The following is a 14,134-nucleotide window of genomic DNA, read 5'->3' as shown; positions in this document are numbered from 1 at the left end:
CAGGCACCATGAGCCGCCGCATCAAAAGAACCGATCCAAAGCCCCGTTCGCGCGACGAGCGCAAGGAGGCGCGCCCGTTCAAGGCGCGCAGCGCGAAGCCTGCTGGGCTGCGGCCGGGCGGCAAGCCGGGCGCGAAGGCGCCGCGCTTTGCGAGCGAGCGCGTCGAGCGGCGCGCGCCCAAAGCTGAACCAGAAAAGGCTGCACCGGCAAAGCCCGTCGAGGCATTGCTGCCGACCAAGGTGCAGACCGTCAAGGTGACGGCCGACGAGAACAACATGCGCGTCGATCGCTTCCTTGAAGCGCACTTTCCCGGCCTGTCGTTCTCCCACATTCAGCGCGTCGTTCGCAAAGGCGAGCTGCGCGTCGACGGCAAGCGCGTCGACAGCAAGGATCGGCTGGAGGAGGGCCAGAGCGTCCGGATTCCGCCGCTGAAGCTCGACACGCCGAAGGCACCCAATCCGCAGTCGGAGGCAGCGCAAAAGACACTTGCGGCGCTGAAGGAGATGACGATTTACGAGGACGACGACGTTCTCGTGCTGAACAAGCCGGCCGGACTTGCCGTGCAGGGCGGTTCGGGCATGACCCGACACATCGACCAGATGCTGGAGGTGATGCGCGATTCGAAGGGCCAGAAGCCGCGCCTCGTGCACCGCATCGACAGGGAGACGTCGGGCTGTCTCCTGGTCGCCAAGACCCGCTTTGCCGCCTCGCATCTGACCGGCGCGTTCCGGTCGCGTTCGGCGCGAAAAACCTATTGGGCGCTGGTGCCCGGGCTACCGAAGCCGAAGCAGGGCCGCATCTCGACATTCCTTGCCAAGGAGGAGAGCGAGGACGACACCATCATGCGCATCGCCCAGCATGGCGACGAGGGCGCAAGCCACGCTGTCACGTACTATGCGGTGGTCGAGACCGCCGGCAACAAGCTGACCTGGGTGTCGCTGAAGCCGGTGACGGGGCGCACCCACCAGCTGCGCGCCCACATGGAACATATCGGCCACCCCATCGTCGGCGATCCCAAATATTTCAACATCGAGAACTGGCAACTGCCGGGCGGCCTGCAAAACCGGCTGCACCTGCTGGCGCGCCGCATTGTCATCCCGCATCCCCGCGGCGGCTTCATTGATGCGACCGCGCCGCTGCCGCAGCACATGCAGCAGTCATGGAACCTGCTCGGGCTCGATGCGAGCCGGTTTGATCCGATCGAGAACGCGCCGGAAGAGTAATTGAGTTTGCAATCGGGTTGCTTCGCTGCGCTCCGAATAATGAAGCCCGCTCAATTCCGAAACTGCTCTAGAAACGTCCGCAGGCTATCGTGCGGGCTCTCGACATCCGTGATCAACCAGCCCTCGGGCCCGCTGACCAGGATGAAGTTCAGAGTCACCGGCCGGCCGCGGTTGTCGAAATTCGCCGCGACATAGGTCTTGTCGTATTGCCTGCGAATGACCGCGATCGCGACCGGGCCGAGCTTCCAGCTCGGGCTCTGCACCAGGAAATCGTAGGGCTCGACCCGCGGCGCGGACCACACCTTGCGCAAAGAGGGGGCGAAGAATTGCCGGGCGGTGGCGCCATCCTGCGGCAGGCCTTTTGAGAGCTCCGGCGCGCCCTGGCCGTAATGAGCGTAGACGTTGCGGACCACCGATTCCGGAGTCCGAAAGCCGCCCTGCGCCGCGGCCGGCCAAAACCCGGCGACCAGAGCCACAATGCCCGCAAGTTCCCTCATACCTGCCGCTCGCTTTATCGGTCGTCGCTCTTACCTTACAAGCCTAGCATTGAGTGATCAGGGCCGAAAACCAGATGCGCGAATTGTTCGATGAAGCTGCGGGGCGATCCCCGCTTGATCCGCAGGAGTTGGTCCGCCAGGCCTCGCGCGTGCCGCTGCGCAAGCGCTTCTACAAGGAGGTGGGGGTCGCTGAGGCTGAGGGCGGCTTTGCCATCACGCTTGACGGCAAGGCGATCCGCACGCCGTCCGGCCGCCAGGTGATCATCCCTGCGCGCGTGCTAGCCGACGCAGTGGCTGCCGAGTGGGCGGATCAGAAAGAGACGATCAATCCCCTGACGATGCCGCTGACGCGGATCGCCAATAGCGTGGTCGAGGGCGTCGTCGACTGCGTCGATCTCGTCAGCGACGACCTCGCAAAGTATCTCCAGTCCGATCTGCTGTTCTATCGCGCCGGCCATCCCGAGGGGCTCGTCGCCCGCGAGGCCGCGCATTGGGACCCCGTGTTGTTCTGGGCCGCGGAGACGCTGGGAGCGCATTTCATCCTGTCGGAAGGCGTCATGCCTGTGACGCAGCCGGAGGCGGCCGTCCAGGCCGCGCGTGCGGCGCTGCCGGGGGATGCCTGGTCGGTCGCCGCCCTCCACGTGATCACCACCCTGACCGGCTCGGCCCTGCTGGCGCTGGCGCTGGCCCATGGCGTGCGCGATGCCGGCCAGGTCTGGGCGGCGGCTTATGTCGATGAGGACTGGAACGACGAGAAATGGGGCGTGGACGAGGAAGCGGCCGGCCGCCGCGCCGCCCGCCTCAGGGACTTTCAGGCCGCCGTGACGGTTTTGGTCGCTGTGAACCCGCCGGCGGCCAAAGGTCCTTAACGAGAGGTTTACGAGGGCGGCCTTAGGGTAGGGCCTACGCTCCCCGGGCCCCTCGCCATGCCGACGCCGATAAGCTCGATCGTTCCCGTCAGTGCCGCCAGCCCTGTTGCTGACGCGGTGACGCCCGATCTTGTGCTGCAGGCCGGCAGCATCGTCGACGCAAGAGTCGTCAGCGTGCTCGCCGATAATCTGGTGCGGATCGCGATCGCCAACCTGTCGATGGATGTGATGTCCGAGGTGGCGCTGGCACCAGGCCAGAATCTCCAGCTTGCGGTGTCGCAGAACGGCGGCACCATCCGGCTCGCCGTCATGGGCGGGGGAGGCGAGGCGACCGCCGATCAGGTCACGCTGACGCCGGCTGCGGCCTCGCTGGTTGACAGCCCGCCGATTGCTCCGTCGGCGAGCGCGGGACGCAACGTGCTGACGCCATCGGAGCAGGTCGCCGTTACCGCAGCTTCGGCCGAGGCGGTCACAAAGCAGGGCAGCCAGGCGCCGCTGTTCGCCAATCTGGCCGCGGTCGTCACCGGTAGCGATCTTCCGGCGGGGCTGAAGCAGGCGATGCTGGGCGTGCTGGCGCAGCAGACGCCGCTCAACACCGGGCTCGATGGCGGCGACATTGAATCCGCATTCCAAAAATCAGGCCTATTCCTCGAAGCCTCGCTCGCCGAGGGCGCGACGCCGTCCTCCGGCACGATGCCAGACCTGAAGGCGGCATTGCTGGTGCTGCGCCAAACGCTGACGACGCTCGAGGCGATTGCGCCACAGGCGCAAGGTGCCGCCCTTCCGGCTGGTACCGTGGCCACACCGCAGCTCACTGCCGCGGAGACGCAGGCCGCATTGCCGGCAACCGAACCCGAGATCGCCCAATCACCGCAAATGCCGCGCAGCGTCAATATCGCAGCCTCTGTGTTGGCGGACATCGCTGGCGGTGCTCCGCAGGCCGCGGTGCCGCGGGCCATGACCGCAGGCCTTGCCGCGACCCTCCTGCAAGAGATCACGCAAGGTCTGCCGCGAATGACGGGAAACGTGCCGGGCTCGAACAAGGCCGTACCCGACGGACATATTTTCGAAGCCGCCGCGCGCGCGACGCCACCACCGGTTCGCGGCGCGCTGCCGTCGCCGCAATTCATTGCCTCGCCGTCACTCGTACCGGATACGCCGCTCGCTGCGACCGTGCATCGCCTGCTCGATGACACCGATGCCGCTCTCGCGCGCCAGACGTTGCTCCAGGTTGCTTCGCTCCCCGATCGCACCGACGCCAGCGGTCACAAGATTGATCCGAGCGTGCCGCAGTGGAATTTCGAGATTCCATTCGCAACGCCGCAGGGCACGGCAATGGCGCAGTTCGAGATCTCACGCGACGGCGGCAATGAATCCGCCGATCCCGCCAGGCGCGCCTGGCGCGCGCGCTTCACGCTGAATGTCGAGCCGGCTGGCCCCGTGCACGCTTTGATTACGCTCAACGGTGACAAGACCTTCGTGCGGATGTGGGCGGAGCGGCCGACGACGGCACAGCAGCTTCGCGCCGGAATCGGCGAGCTCAACCAGGCACTGACCAGGGCCGAGCTCAAGCCCGGCGACATCCTGGTCCGCGATGGCACGCCGCCACAGCCCGCACCGGCCCGCGCCGGCCACTTTCTGGATCGCGCTACATGAGCGACCCGTCGAAGCTTGCGATTGCGCTGCATTACGAGAGGGGCAGCAACGCGCCGGTCGTCGTCGCCAAGGGCAAGGGCACGATCGGCGAAAAAATCGTCGAGATCGCCAAGGCCAACGACATCCCGATCGAGGAGAACGAGATCCTGGCCGGTGCGCTCTCCAAGGTCGAACTCGGCGAGGAGATCCCGCCGGACCTCTACAAGGCCGTCGCCGAGGTGCTGGTGTTCGTGCTGCGGCTGTCGGGCAGGCGGTAGCTGTCATCGTTTCACCACGTTAGCGGCTGCATGGTCGCGGCCATCTTCATCGCGTAACGGACATCGCCAGTGCTTACCCGCCGTTCCACTCTCGGCCTTCTCGCCGCAACCGCGATCCTGCCATCGCGTGCATTCGCTCACGTCGCGCCACCGCGAAATGAAATCCGTGACAGCCTCGCAAAGCGCTTCACTGACCTCGGCACGGCGGGGACGTTCGTCGGCTACAAGGTCGAGGACTATCTGGTCGTCGCCAGCGACAAGGAACGTTCGGGCGAGGCGAAGCTGCCGGCTTCGACCTTCAAGATTCCGAACTCGTTGATTGCGCTCGAAACCGGCGTGGTCACTGACCCCGACAAGGACGTATTTCCCTGGGACGGCGTGAAGCGTCCGATCGAGGCCTGGAACAAGGACCACACGCTGCGCAGCGCGATTCTCGTCAGCGCGGTGCCGGTCTATCAGGAGATCGCGCGCCGGATCGGGCAAGAACGCATGCAAAAGTACGTCGATCTGTTCGACTATGGCAATCGCGACATCGGCGGCGGCATCGACCAGTTCTGGCTCACCGGCGCCTTGCGCATCGATCCGGTCGAGCAGGTCGATTTCATCGACCGGCTGCGCCGCCGCGCACTGCCGATCTCGAAACGCAGCCAGGATCTCGTCGCTGACATCCTGCCGGTGACCAAGGTCGGCGATAGCGTCATTCGCGCCAAGTCCGGGCTGCTTGGCGCCGAGCGCGGCGAGCCATCGCTTGGCTGGATGGTGGGCTGGGCCGAGAAGGGCGAAGCGCACACCGTGTTCGCGCTCAACATGGACTGCAAGGAGCCGCGCCTGGTCGGAGAGCGCATGCCGCTGACGCAAGCCTGCCTTGCCGAGATCGGCGCTATCTAGCGATACCGCGCTGGCGCCGCTCGACTAGCGTCCCCCGGGTCAAGAAAAACCGGGAGGAGAACATGAACTCAACGCCACTCTGGCTGCCGTCGCTCACGCTTGCCGCCGCAGGCGGCTGGCTCGCCGCCACGATGTTTGCCGGTCCCGCCACCAGCAGGGAGCCGCGCTTTCCTCAGCTCACCATGGACCAGCTCGACGCCAAGCAGAAGCCCCTCGGCGAGCAGATCATGAAGGTCTCGAGCGTCGGGATCGGCGGTCCCTACAATCCGATGATCCGCAGCCCGGGGCTCGGCCAGCGCCTGTTCGACCTATTCCACTATCTGCGCTGGGAGACCTCGGTGCCGACAAAACTCAACGAGTTCGCGATCCTGATCATCGGGCGGCAATGGCGCTCGCAGGTGGAGTGGTACGCCCATGCGCCGCTCGCGGCGAAAGCGGGCCTGTCGCCCGACATCGTCGCGGAGCTGAAGGCCAATAAGCGGCCTGCGAACATGGCCGAGGACGAGGCCGTCGTCTACGACTTCGTCACCGAGCTCACCGCGACGAAGAAGGTCGGCGACGAAACCTTCGCGCGCGCGAAGAAGGTCTTCAACGACCAGCAGATCGTCGACCTCACCGCGGTCGCCGGCAATTACGTGATGGTCGCGATGTTGCTCGCAATGGCCGAAGAGACCGTGCCGCCGGACAAGCAGGAGCCGTTCAAGCCGGGCGAGCCGTAGCCTTCGTCATTGCGAGGAGCGAAGCGACGAAGCAATCCAGACTGCCTCGGCGGAAAGATTCTGGATTGCTTCGCTGCGCTCGCAATGACGGAACATGTCGCGCTGGCCTAACCCAGCTTGAACAGCGCCTGCAAAAACTCCTCAACGGCCTTGCGCGACTCGGCGGCAGTCGTTGGATTGCCGCCGACATGCGGATTGAGCTCGACGCAAGCGTCCTGGTAGGTGAACGGCGCTTTCGTATCGGCGTTCATCAGCACGCCGCCGTCGCCTTCGCGGATCTGGCAGTTGCGCACGGTCTGCGCACCCGTGGACACGGCAACCGTATTGACGCCGAGCAGCCCACTGTCAAAACCATGCGCGCTGTCGGGGTATTCGGTCAGCACCACGTCGCGGCCGGCCGTCTTGAGCCGCTCGATGAAAGCCTTGCAGCTCTTGACGGGATTGTAGTCGTCGGGCGTGCCGTGGAAGATGCGGATCGGGCGCGCGGCGATGTCCGTGTCGTTCTGATAGGTCGTCGAACAGTCGGGGTAGAAGGGAATGTAGGCGGCGAACTGGATGCCGGACTTGTTCCAGAGCTTGTGGAAGCGCTCGAGGCTCGCATAAAGCGTCGCCTGTCCGCCGCGTGAAAAGCCCATCAGCACGATGCGATCCGGATCGACGCGGGGATGCTTTGCAAGGATCTCCAACGAGCGGTAGATGTCGATGACGAGGTTGAGCCGACCGAGCAGGGCCTGGTTCGGCCCCACCACCGTCAGCCCGCGGCCGGTAAAGCCGTCGATCACGAAAGTCGAGATGCCCATGGCGTTGAACGCGTGCACCCAGGCTTCGGTCGTTGCGCCGACGCCGCTCGAGCCGTGCATCAGCACCACGACGGGGAGTTTTCCGCTGCCTTGCGCCACGCGCAGCTCGCCGGCGACCGTCACCGGCTTGCCGGCCGCGGCGTCGCCGCTGAGGAATTGCTGGTCGGAGAGGGTGAGCGAGGGGATCGGGTAGATCTCGGCGCGGGTGGCGACTTCCCGGGGAAGCGATTGTGCGTTGGCGCCCATGCCGACGAACAGCGTTGAAATGCAGAGCGCCATGGCGACGCGGAATGCCGTCGGCATCGGATCCTCCCCCGTGATTTTCAGTGAGTAGAACAACAGGCCCGCGCGCTGTCAAATTGACGCAAGCCGGCGGTTCGCCTCAGGCGGTGTCAGGCTTCTTCACCGTCAGCGCCTGGTCGATCGCAAAACCGCCAATCTCGCTCATCGCCTGCGAGATCACGTCGCCCTTGCGGGCAAAGCCGGCAGAGAGGACATCGAACTGGGTGCGCGCCAGCCGCAGCACCTCGATTGGCACGGAGATGACGGTCTCGTTGAAATTGTCGATCGAGGCGTGCAGCGTCTCCAGCTCGCGTGTGAGCTGGCCGATATGGCTCTCGGCGTGCTGCATCAGGCCGAGCAGCTTGCCGCGCTCGGCGTCGAATGCCGCGCGCTCGGCCGCCGCGGCCGCGGTGATTTCGGCAAGCTGGCTGCGCAGCCCGTCGATTTGCTTGACCATGGCGTCGGACGCCATCTCACCGGCCTCGCGCAGCTCGCTGTTGCGCGTGTTCTCTTCGTGCTCCCGGTGATAGAGGCGTTCCGCCGACATCGCCCGTTGCGCCAGCGACTCGATCAGCGCGGCGGCGCGCAGCAGCATTTCGCCGTTCCGCCCCGACACCATGCTGGCCATGCGCCGCAGGAAGTCGGTGGTTTCGGACGATGGGTTCGGCGGCAGGGGAACGACCGTCGCGGACATGGGGGTGATGCTTGCAGCCGGAAATGATGACCGCCGCCGTACCGACTGAGCTCACGCAACATTCGGCGCCTGATCGCAAGCCTGGAGCAAGCCTGAATCGCCGCGCCCGGTCAACCGGGCCAGGGCCAGATTTGCAACTGCGTCACGTATCCTTCTGCCGGCCGATCCGGCCGAGATGGGTGAAGCCGAACCCGGCCGAATATTTCAGGCCGCAGCCCAGTGCCCGATCGATGCCGATATGGGCGAGCCAGATCAAGGCGATGGACAGGGTGAGTGGCGAGGCGAGGCCGAATCCGAGCGTCAGCAGCGCGACCGGCGCCATGTAGCTGTGGGCGGCGTTGTAGACCATCGCGCCGAGTTTGGCGTCGGCAAGATAGGCGAGGAAGCTCAGATCGGGGACAAGGAAGAGCAGGGCAAAGACTGCCCAAGAGCCGTCCCAGGTCCAGTAGAGCATCACCATCCCCACAAATAGCGTCAGGCCCTCCAGCCGCAGCAGGATGTTGACGCCGCCCGTCGCCGCGCCGGTCTCCGCCGCTCCTTCGGTCATGCTCGTCTCCCAGGCAAAACTTTGAAATTCCTTGCGCTTTCCCGCTGCGGCAAGGCAGCCCTGCGAGACCGAAAGCCGCTTCCCGGCCCGCAAAATGCCGTGTTAGAACCCCCGGCAATCGCATTTAGGCTAAGAACTGGCGGGAGCAAATGAAGAATATCCTGGACGCCCTTGAAGACCGTCGCGCCGGCGCAAAGCTCGGCGGCGGCGAGAAGCGCATCGAGGCGCAGCACGCCCGCGGCAAGCTGACCGCACGTGAGCGCATCGAGCTCTTGCTCGACAAGGGATCGTTCGAGGAATTCGACATGTTCGTCGAGCACCGCTCCACCGAGTTCGGCATGGAGAAGAGCAAGGTGCCCGGCGACGGCGTCGTCACCGGCTGGGGCACCGTCAACGGCCGCAAGACGTTTGTCTTCGCCAAGGATTTCACGGTGTTCGGCGGCTCGCTGTCGGAAACGCACGCGCTGAAAATCACAAAGCTCCAGGACATGGCGATGAAGGCGCGTGCGCCCATCATCGGCCTGTATGACGCTGGCGGCGCCCGCATCCAGGAGGGTGTCGCCGCGCTCGCCGGCTATTCCTACGTGTTCCGCCGCAACGTGCTCGCCTCCGGCGTGATCCCGCAGATCTCTGTCATCATGGGTCCCTGCGCTGGCGGCGACGTCTATTCGCCGGCGATGACCGACTTCATCTTCATGGTGAAGAACACCAGCTACATGTTCGTCACCGGCCCCGACGTGGTGAAGACCGTCACCAACGAGGTCGTCACGGCGGAAGAGCTCGGCGGTGCCTCGGTGCACGCCACGCGCTCCTCGATCGCCGACGGCGCCTTCGAGAACGACGTCGAGACGCTCTTGCAGATGCGGCGCCTGATCGACTTCCTGCCGTCCAACAACACCGACGGCGTGCCGGAATGGCCGAGCTTCGACGACATCGGCCGCGTCGACATGTCGCTCGACACTCTGATCCCCGACAATCCGAACAAGCCCTACGACATGAAGGAGCTGATCCTGAAGGTCGTGGACGAGGGCGACTTCTTCGAGATCGCGGATGCTTTCGCCAAGAACATCGTCACCGGCTTCGGCCGCATCGCGGGCCGCACGGTGGGCTTCGTCGCCAACCAGCCCATGGTGCTCGCCGGCGTGCTCGACTCCGACGCTTCGCGCAAGGCGGCGCGCTTCGTGCGTTTCTGCGATGCCTTCAACATCCCGATCGTCACCTTCGTCGACGTGCCGGGCTTCCTGCCGGGTACCGCGCAGGAATATGGCGGCCTGATCAAGCACGGCGCCAAACTGCTGTTTGCGTACTCGCAGTGCACCGTGCCGCTGGTCACCATCATCACCCGCAAGGCCTATGGCGGCGCCTTCGATGTCATGGCCTCCAAGGAGATCGGCGCCGACATGAACTACGCCTGGCCGACCGCCCAGATCGCGGTGATGGGTGCCAAGGGCGCGGTCGAGATCATCTTCCGCGCCGACATCGGCGACCCCGACAAGATCGCCGCAAGAACCAAGGAATACGAAGACCGCTTCCTCTCCCCCTTCATCGCCGCCGAGCGCGGCTACATCGACGACGTCATCATGCCGCACTCGACCCGCAAGCGGATCGCGCGGGCGCTGTCGATGCTGAAGGACAAGAAGGTGGAAACGCCGGCGAAGAAGCACGACAATTTGCCGTTGTGACGCCTCGTAGCCCGGATGAGTGAAGCGACATCGGTTCTTCGTCAAGCTTCCCGCATGTCGCTTTGCTCATGCGGGCTACCGATTCTGTTTCTGTCTGAGTTGGCATCCTCGAGCCAAATCCAATGACCGAAGACGATCCGACCGACGAGATTTCAGACATCGAAGCGCGGATCGAGGCTTTGGCCGAGATCGCCGAGCGATGTCGGAAGTACATCCTGGCATCCAAGCTCGCGATCGGCGGCGGTGCTGCGCTGTTGCTGATCACGATCCTCGGCTTGCTCGGAATGGGCCAGACCGCCGCGCTCGGATCGATCGCTCTGGTGCTCGGCGGGATCGTCTCGCTCGGTTCGAACATCAGCACGCTGCGGCAGACGGAGAGCGCGATCGGGGATGCGGAGGCGCTTCGGTCTCAACTGATCAGCCGCATTGACCTTCGCGTGGTCGCCGATGCGCCGATGAAGCTGGTGTGACGCGGCGCTCGCAGGCCAATGTTACGCCGCAGCCCTGCGCGACAGCACCTGCAGCTCCTCGCGGCATTCGGCTGCGAACGCCTGAAGCTGCTCCGCGGTTTGCCGGTCGAGGATCGCCTTTGCCAGTCTTTCAGCGCGGGCAAGCTGGTCTCTGAGATATGCGATGCGGGCCATGTGTCACCTTCCGCAGGGATGATTTGATGGCCGTGACCCTACGGCCATCGCCGGATTCATTATGTGAGGCACGTCACATCTGACGCGGGCGCCGCGTCAGCGGGTCGCGTCCGCCGCAGCGAAATGCGCCATCTGGTCGGCGTGGGCCTTGGCGAAGGCCGGGCGGGCGGTGGCGCGCGCGACGTAGGCGCGGCAGGCGGGACTGTCCGCGAGCCCATCGAACTGATCGACGATGCGCAGCACGTCTGACATCAGGATGTCGGCGACGGAGAACGTGCCTGCCAGCCATTCGCGGTTGGCCAGCACCGCCTCCATGTGCTTGAGGCGGAGTTTTAGGAAGTCGTCGACAAATTTCCACGCGGCCGTACCGCTCGGATGACCCATGAACTTCGACATCGTCCAGGGCAGGCTCGCCATCTCCACCGAATTGAGCGCGGCGAACAGCCATTCCGTGGCTTGGTTGCGGCCGCGCGGATGTGATGGAATCAGCTTCGCGCTGAGGCCGCCGAGATGCAGCAGGATCGCGCCGCTCTCGAAGATCGAGAGATCGCCGTCGGTCAGCCACGGCACCTGCCCGAACGGCTGGTGCGCAAGATGCTCGGCGCCGCGCCCGTCGAACGGCGCGCTCGCGACGCGATAGGGCAATGCGGCCTCTTCGAGCGCCCAGCGCACCCGAAGGTCGCGCACGAAACCGCGCGGGGGCGGGGGAACCCAGTCGAAGGTGGTGAGCGTGAGGTCGGGCATGTGGTGTCTCCGTCTGCTGTTCAGGCATAGGACGGGTGAGAGATGCGCGTTCCGACACCGGTGCCGTCCTTTTTTGTCGTCGCCGACGTCATCGGCTAGTCTCACCCCAAACAACAGGAGGAAAATCCGATGCCGTCAGCCTTCTTCGTCGTCCGCGCCGTCGTCACCGATGCCGGCAAGCGCGCCGCCTTCGACAGGTGGTACGAGACCGAACATCTGCCCGACGCGATGAAGGCCTTCGGCGTGAGCAAGGCCTGGCGGTTCTGGAGCCTCGACGATCCCTCACTGCATCAGGCGATGTATCAGTTCGCGAGCGAGGCTGCGCTGCACGCCATGCTGAAGGGCGAAGCGCTGACGCAACTGGTGGCCGATTTCAACCGCGATTGGCCCGACGTGACGCGCACGCGCGAGTTGCTGGTGCTGGCGCAGGAGTTTGGCAAGTAGCGCCCGGCGGCGGGCTGTCACCGTCGGAGTCGCAGCGAAGCTGAACGCGCGATTCAGCTTCGGTTCATGTCGTCACCACGACACTCGCCTCTGCATCACTGGCACGACCATCCAAGAGGAAAGAAGTCATGGAGCGCCGGAACTTTTTAAAATTTGCAATCGGTGTCGCGGCCGGAGCTGCCGCGTTCACGACCGCCGCAAAGGCTGCGCCGCTGGCGCCGCAGCCGCTCGGTGACCCCCGCATGCCGCAAGGCAATCCCGACGCTCATCCCGCAGTCACCAGCAGCGAAGAAGCCGCGCAGTTGAAGCCGGAGCAGGTGCACTGGCACGGCCGCCATCGCCATTGGGGTTGGCGCCGCCGTCACTGGGGCTGGCATCGCCGGCGATGGCACCGCCGCCATTGGTAAGCTTCGCGCACCAGGCTTGAACGGGGACCGCGATCGCGGTCCCCGTTCTGATTCGAAACATCCCGGTGCGACGTCAGGCGCTCAAAAAGAAAATGGCCGCGCAGGCTTTCGCCGCGCGGCCATTTCGCAATGCGAAAAAAACGAGATCAGAACGGGCGGCAGCGGCCGGCGTACCAGCGGAAGCCGTAGGGGCACACGCGGGCGCGCGGCACGACCACGACAGGGGCTGGCGCAACCACGATCGGACCCGGGCGGACAACGACCGGACCGCGCATCGGGCGGCAGCCGCCATAGGCGCCGCGATACCAGCCGGGGCCGCAACCGCCGGCGGCGCTGGCCGCCTCGCTGAAACCAACGACCGCGCTGGCGAGCATCACGGCGGCAAACAGGTATTTCATTTGATCTTCCTTCTCGTCCTTGGGTGTAGGTTTTGGGGGCAGGTAGGAGGGCTTGGCGCTTTTCGGCGCACCATGAATCAAAAGACACGATTCGACACGTTAAAATCGCAACATGCCGACACGACGCCAGCCAAATCTGCCAATCATGACCTGAATGCGGCATGAACATTCCCAGCACGCGGATCCGGACGGCAGCAATGACGCTAGCGGCCGAGAAAGCCCAGGACTAGCTCCCTGTACTTCTCAGGCGCCTCGAGGAAGACGAGATGGCCGGTGTCCGGGATCACCTCGGCCCGCGCATTCGGCATCTTCGCCGCGAGTGCCTTCGCCAGCTCGGCGTTCTCTCCCATTTTCGCGCGCAGCGCCTCCGGTGCGCTCAGTCGGCCCGGCGCGTTGTGGTCGTCGGCGCCCATGATGAATAGCGTCGGCTCGGTGATCAGTGCGATCTCGTGCGCCACCGGCTCGCGATAGATCATCTGGCCGGAACTGACGAAGGCACGCAGCCAGCGCGGATAATCCGGGCTGCCCTTGATGTTGAAGCGGGCGTCGATGAACGGCGTGATCGCCTCAGCCGGCAGCTTGATGGCATAATTGGTCTGAAGCTGCTTGCGATAGCCTTCAGCCGTGAGCTTGTGCTCGGTCTCGATGATCTTCTCGGTCGGCGTCGGCGGCACATAGAGGCGGTAATCTTCCAGTCCGATCGGGGCCGTCAGAACAAGGTGGGCGACGCGATCGGGAAAGGCGCGGGCGATGCGGACGCCCAGCATGCCGCCGAGCGAATGGGCGACGATCTCGGCCTTGTCGATCTTCAGATAATCGAGCAGCGCGATGGTGTTGCGCGCCAGATTGTCGAAATGCAATTCGCCGATCGGCTTGGAAGATTTGCCGAAGCCGATCTGGTCCGGCACCACGACGCGGAAGCCGGCCTCGCTCAGCATCTTGATAACAGGTGCCCAGTAGCTCGACGGGAAGTTGCGCCCGTGCAGCAGCACGACGGTGCGGCCGTTCGGCTGCGCAGGCGGCACGTCCATGTAGGCCATGCTGAGCTGCTCGCCGTCATTGGTCAGAGGCAGCAGGTGTACGGGATAGGGATAGGCAAAGCCTTCGAGCGCGATGCCGTAGGGTTCGCGCGGGGCGGTGTCGGCGGCGTGGGATGTAAGAGGAGCGGCGAGAAGAGCCGTGCAAAGCACGGCCGGGAGGAGGCGGATCATTGAAGGCTCTGAGTCATGTTGGCGCTAGGAGACACATTCTCCGTCATGCCGGGCTTGGCCCGCCTGCGCGGCCGAAGCCGCTTCGGCGAGGCGAAGGCCCGGGCATCCACGTGGTGCCACGCAAACTGCACTAAAGACGTGGATGGCCGGGTCAAGCCCGGCCATGACGACG

General features: G+C 65.0%; 18 protein-coding genes. 10 read left to right on the top strand and 8 right to left on the bottom strand.

Annotation, left to right across the window (positions count from 1 at the left end):
* The first annotated feature begins 8 nt into the window (after positions 1-8).
* Positions 9-1,223, top strand: a complete 1,215-nt coding sequence (locus tag ACIPUD_RS11470; RefSeq protein WP_085351292.1) for an RluA family pseudouridine synthase — start codon at positions 9-11, stop codon at positions 1,221-1,223.
* Between the two features lie 50 nt (positions 1,224-1,273).
* Here ACIPUD_RS11470 and ACIPUD_RS11465 read toward each other — a convergent pair whose 3' ends face one another.
* Positions 1,274-1,720 carry a hypothetical protein gene (locus ACIPUD_RS11465; RefSeq protein ID WP_085351293.1) on the bottom strand — a complete coding sequence of 149 codons (447 nt, stop codon included), beginning with the start codon at positions 1,718-1,720 and terminating at the stop codon, positions 1,274-1,276.
* Positions 1,721-1,794: 74 nt separating this feature from the next.
* On the opposite strand from ACIPUD_RS11465, the gene ACIPUD_RS11460 reads away from it, so the two are divergent.
* The 5 genes from ACIPUD_RS11460 to ACIPUD_RS11440 all read left to right on the top strand — a co-directional run bounded on the left by ACIPUD_RS11460 (position 1,795) and on the right by ACIPUD_RS11440 (position 6,109).
* Positions 1,795-2,589, top strand: a complete 795-nt coding sequence (locus ACIPUD_RS11460; RefSeq protein WP_446480686.1) for an ATP12 family chaperone protein — start codon at positions 1,795-1,797, stop codon at positions 2,587-2,589.
* A gap of 57 nt (positions 2,590-2,646) precedes the next feature.
* Positions 2,647-4,245 carry a flagellar hook-length control protein FliK gene (gene fliK / locus ACIPUD_RS11455; protein ID WP_446480685.1) on the top strand — a complete coding sequence of 533 codons (1,599 nt, stop codon included), beginning with the start codon at positions 2,647-2,649 and terminating at the stop codon, positions 4,243-4,245.
* Positions 4,242-4,502 (top strand): EscU/YscU/HrcU family type III secretion system export apparatus switch protein, encoded by a 261-nt coding sequence (locus tag ACIPUD_RS11450; protein WP_085351295.1) that lies wholly within the window; start codon positions 4,242-4,244, stop codon positions 4,500-4,502. The genes fliK and ACIPUD_RS11450 overlap by 4 nt, the downstream gene beginning before the upstream one ends.
* Before the next feature lie 69 nt (positions 4,503-4,571).
* A complete protein-coding gene (locus ACIPUD_RS11445; protein WP_085364670.1) occupies positions 4,572-5,390 on the top strand; it encodes a penicillin-binding transpeptidase domain-containing protein in 819 nt (272 codons plus the stop codon).
* Between the two features lie 62 nt (positions 5,391-5,452).
* Positions 5,453-6,109 carry a carboxymuconolactone decarboxylase family protein gene (locus ACIPUD_RS11440; RefSeq protein WP_446480684.1) on the top strand — a complete coding sequence of 219 codons (657 nt, stop codon included), beginning with the start codon at positions 5,453-5,455 and terminating at the stop codon, positions 6,107-6,109.
* Positions 6,110-6,216: 107 nt separating this feature from the next.
* On the opposite strand, the gene ACIPUD_RS11435 is transcribed toward ACIPUD_RS11440, so the two are convergent.
* The 3 genes from ACIPUD_RS11435 to ACIPUD_RS11425 all read right to left on the bottom strand — a co-directional run bounded on the left by ACIPUD_RS11435 (position 6,217) and on the right by ACIPUD_RS11425 (position 8,432).
* A complete protein-coding gene (locus ACIPUD_RS11435) occupies positions 6,217-7,212 on the bottom strand; it encodes a dienelactone hydrolase family protein (protein ID WP_085384237.1) in 996 nt (331 codons plus the stop codon).
* A gap of 79 nt (positions 7,213-7,291) precedes the next feature.
* Positions 7,292-7,885, bottom strand: a complete 594-nt coding sequence (locus ACIPUD_RS11430) for a hypothetical protein (protein ID WP_085395583.1) — start codon at positions 7,883-7,885, stop codon at positions 7,292-7,294.
* Positions 7,886-8,027: 142 nt separating this feature from the next.
* On the bottom strand, positions 8,028-8,432 hold the full coding sequence (locus ACIPUD_RS11425; RefSeq protein ID WP_247455495.1) for a DUF4260 domain-containing protein: 405 nt from the start codon (positions 8,430-8,432) through the stop codon (positions 8,028-8,030).
* Between the two features lie 149 nt (positions 8,433-8,581).
* On the opposite strand from ACIPUD_RS11425, the gene ACIPUD_RS11420 reads away from it, so the two are divergent.
* Both ACIPUD_RS11420 and ACIPUD_RS11415 read left to right on the top strand, forming a co-directional pair.
* The gene (locus ACIPUD_RS11420) at positions 8,582-10,114 is read left to right on the top strand and encodes an acyl-CoA carboxylase subunit beta (protein ID WP_085384238.1); all 1,533 of its coding nucleotides are present in this window, start codon (positions 8,582-8,584) and stop codon (positions 10,112-10,114) included.
* Between the two features lie 122 nt (positions 10,115-10,236).
* Positions 10,237-10,584: a hypothetical protein gene (locus ACIPUD_RS11415; protein ID WP_446480683.1), complete on the top strand. Its 348-nt coding sequence runs from the start codon at positions 10,237-10,239 to the stop codon at positions 10,582-10,584.
* A 21-nt stretch (positions 10,585-10,605) separates the two neighbouring features.
* On the opposite strand, the gene ACIPUD_RS11410 is transcribed toward ACIPUD_RS11415, so the two are convergent.
* Positions 10,606-10,758 carry a hypothetical protein gene (locus ACIPUD_RS11410; protein WP_018456483.1) on the bottom strand — a complete coding sequence of 51 codons (153 nt, stop codon included), beginning with the start codon at positions 10,756-10,758 and terminating at the stop codon, positions 10,606-10,608.
* 96 nt (positions 10,759-10,854) lie between these two features.
* On the bottom strand, positions 10,855-11,502 hold the full coding sequence (locus ACIPUD_RS11405) for a glutathione S-transferase family protein (protein ID WP_446480682.1): 648 nt from the start codon (positions 11,500-11,502) through the stop codon (positions 10,855-10,857).
* Positions 11,503-11,631: 129 nt separating this feature from the next.
* Here ACIPUD_RS11405 and ACIPUD_RS11400 point away from each other — a divergent pair, with 129 nt between their 5' ends.
* Both ACIPUD_RS11400 and ACIPUD_RS11395 read left to right on the top strand, forming a co-directional pair.
* Positions 11,632-11,946 (top strand): hypothetical protein, encoded by a 315-nt coding sequence (locus ACIPUD_RS11400; protein WP_018456485.1) that lies wholly within the window; start codon positions 11,632-11,634, stop codon positions 11,944-11,946.
* 128 nt (positions 11,947-12,074) lie between these two features.
* Entirely contained in the window at positions 12,075-12,353 is a 279-nt protein-coding gene (locus tag ACIPUD_RS11395) for a twin-arginine translocation signal domain-containing protein (RefSeq protein WP_018456486.1), read from the top strand.
* A 146-nt stretch (positions 12,354-12,499) separates the two neighbouring features.
* Here ACIPUD_RS11395 and ACIPUD_RS11390 read toward each other — a convergent pair whose 3' ends face one another.
* Positions 12,500-12,751, bottom strand: a complete 252-nt coding sequence (locus ACIPUD_RS11390; RefSeq protein WP_007603074.1) for a GCG_CRPN prefix-to-repeats domain-containing protein — start codon at positions 12,749-12,751, stop codon at positions 12,500-12,502.
* A gap of 203 nt (positions 12,752-12,954) precedes the next feature.
* On the bottom strand, positions 12,955-13,962 hold the full coding sequence (locus tag ACIPUD_RS11385) for an alpha/beta fold hydrolase (RefSeq protein WP_446480681.1): 1,008 nt from the start codon (positions 13,960-13,962) through the stop codon (positions 12,955-12,957).
* Positions 13,963-14,134: the final 172 nt, after the last annotated feature.

It is taken from the genome of Bradyrhizobium sp. CAR08, assembly GCF_052871955.1.
The sequence above is the reverse complement of the archived record's forward strand: the minus strand, read 5'-3'. Positions and strand labels throughout refer to the sequence as shown.

Excerpts from the sequence above, each read along its gene's own strand:
- ACIPUD_RS11405 (WP_446480682.1), bottom strand. The coding sequence starts at position 11,502 with ATGCCCGACCTCACGCTCACCACCTTCGACTGGGTTCCCCCGCCCCCG.
- ACIPUD_RS11415 (WP_446480683.1), top strand. The coding sequence starts at position 10,237 with ATGACCGAAGACGATCCGACCGACGAGATTTCAGACATCGAAGCGCGG.
- ACIPUD_RS11395 (WP_018456486.1), top strand. The coding sequence starts at position 12,075 with ATGGAGCGCCGGAACTTTTTAAAATTTGCAATCGGTGTCGCGGCCGGA.
- ACIPUD_RS11410 (WP_018456483.1), bottom strand. The coding sequence starts at position 10,758 with ATGGCCCGCATCGCATATCTCAGAGACCAGCTTGCCCGCGCTGAAAGA.
- ACIPUD_RS11400 (WP_018456485.1), top strand. The coding sequence starts at position 11,632 with ATGCCGTCAGCCTTCTTCGTCGTCCGCGCCGTCGTCACCGATGCCGGC.
- ACIPUD_RS11470 (WP_085351292.1), top strand. The coding sequence starts at position 9 with ATGAGCCGCCGCATCAAAAGAACCGATCCAAAGCCCCGTTCGCGCGAC.
- ACIPUD_RS11450 (WP_085351295.1), top strand. The coding sequence starts at position 4,242 with ATGAGCGACCCGTCGAAGCTTGCGATTGCGCTGCATTACGAGAGGGGC.
- ACIPUD_RS11385 (WP_446480681.1), bottom strand. The coding sequence starts at position 13,962 with ATGATCCGCCTCCTCCCGGCCGTGCTTTGCACGGCTCTTCTCGCCGCT.
- ACIPUD_RS11420 (WP_085384238.1), top strand. The coding sequence starts at position 8,582 with ATGAAGAATATCCTGGACGCCCTTGAAGACCGTCGCGCCGGCGCAAAG.
- ACIPUD_RS11440 (WP_446480684.1), top strand. The coding sequence starts at position 5,453 with ATGAACTCAACGCCACTCTGGCTGCCGTCGCTCACGCTTGCCGCCGCA.
- ACIPUD_RS11465 (WP_085351293.1), bottom strand. The coding sequence starts at position 1,720 with ATGAGGGAACTTGCGGGCATTGTGGCTCTGGTCGCCGGGTTTTGGCCG.
- ACIPUD_RS11430 (WP_085395583.1), bottom strand. The coding sequence starts at position 7,885 with ATGTCCGCGACGGTCGTTCCCCTGCCGCCGAACCCATCGTCCGAAACC.
- ACIPUD_RS11390 (WP_007603074.1), bottom strand. The coding sequence starts at position 12,751 with ATGAAATACCTGTTTGCCGCCGTGATGCTCGCCAGCGCGGTCGTTGGT.
- fliK (WP_446480685.1), top strand. The coding sequence starts at position 2,647 with ATGCCGACGCCGATAAGCTCGATCGTTCCCGTCAGTGCCGCCAGCCCT.
- ACIPUD_RS11425 (WP_247455495.1), bottom strand. The coding sequence starts at position 8,432 with ATGACCGAAGGAGCGGCGGAGACCGGCGCGGCGACGGGCGGCGTCAAC.
- ACIPUD_RS11460 (WP_446480686.1), top strand. The coding sequence starts at position 1,795 with ATGCGCGAATTGTTCGATGAAGCTGCGGGGCGATCCCCGCTTGATCCG.
- ACIPUD_RS11435 (WP_085384237.1), bottom strand. The coding sequence starts at position 7,212 with ATGCCGACGGCATTCCGCGTCGCCATGGCGCTCTGCATTTCAACGCTG.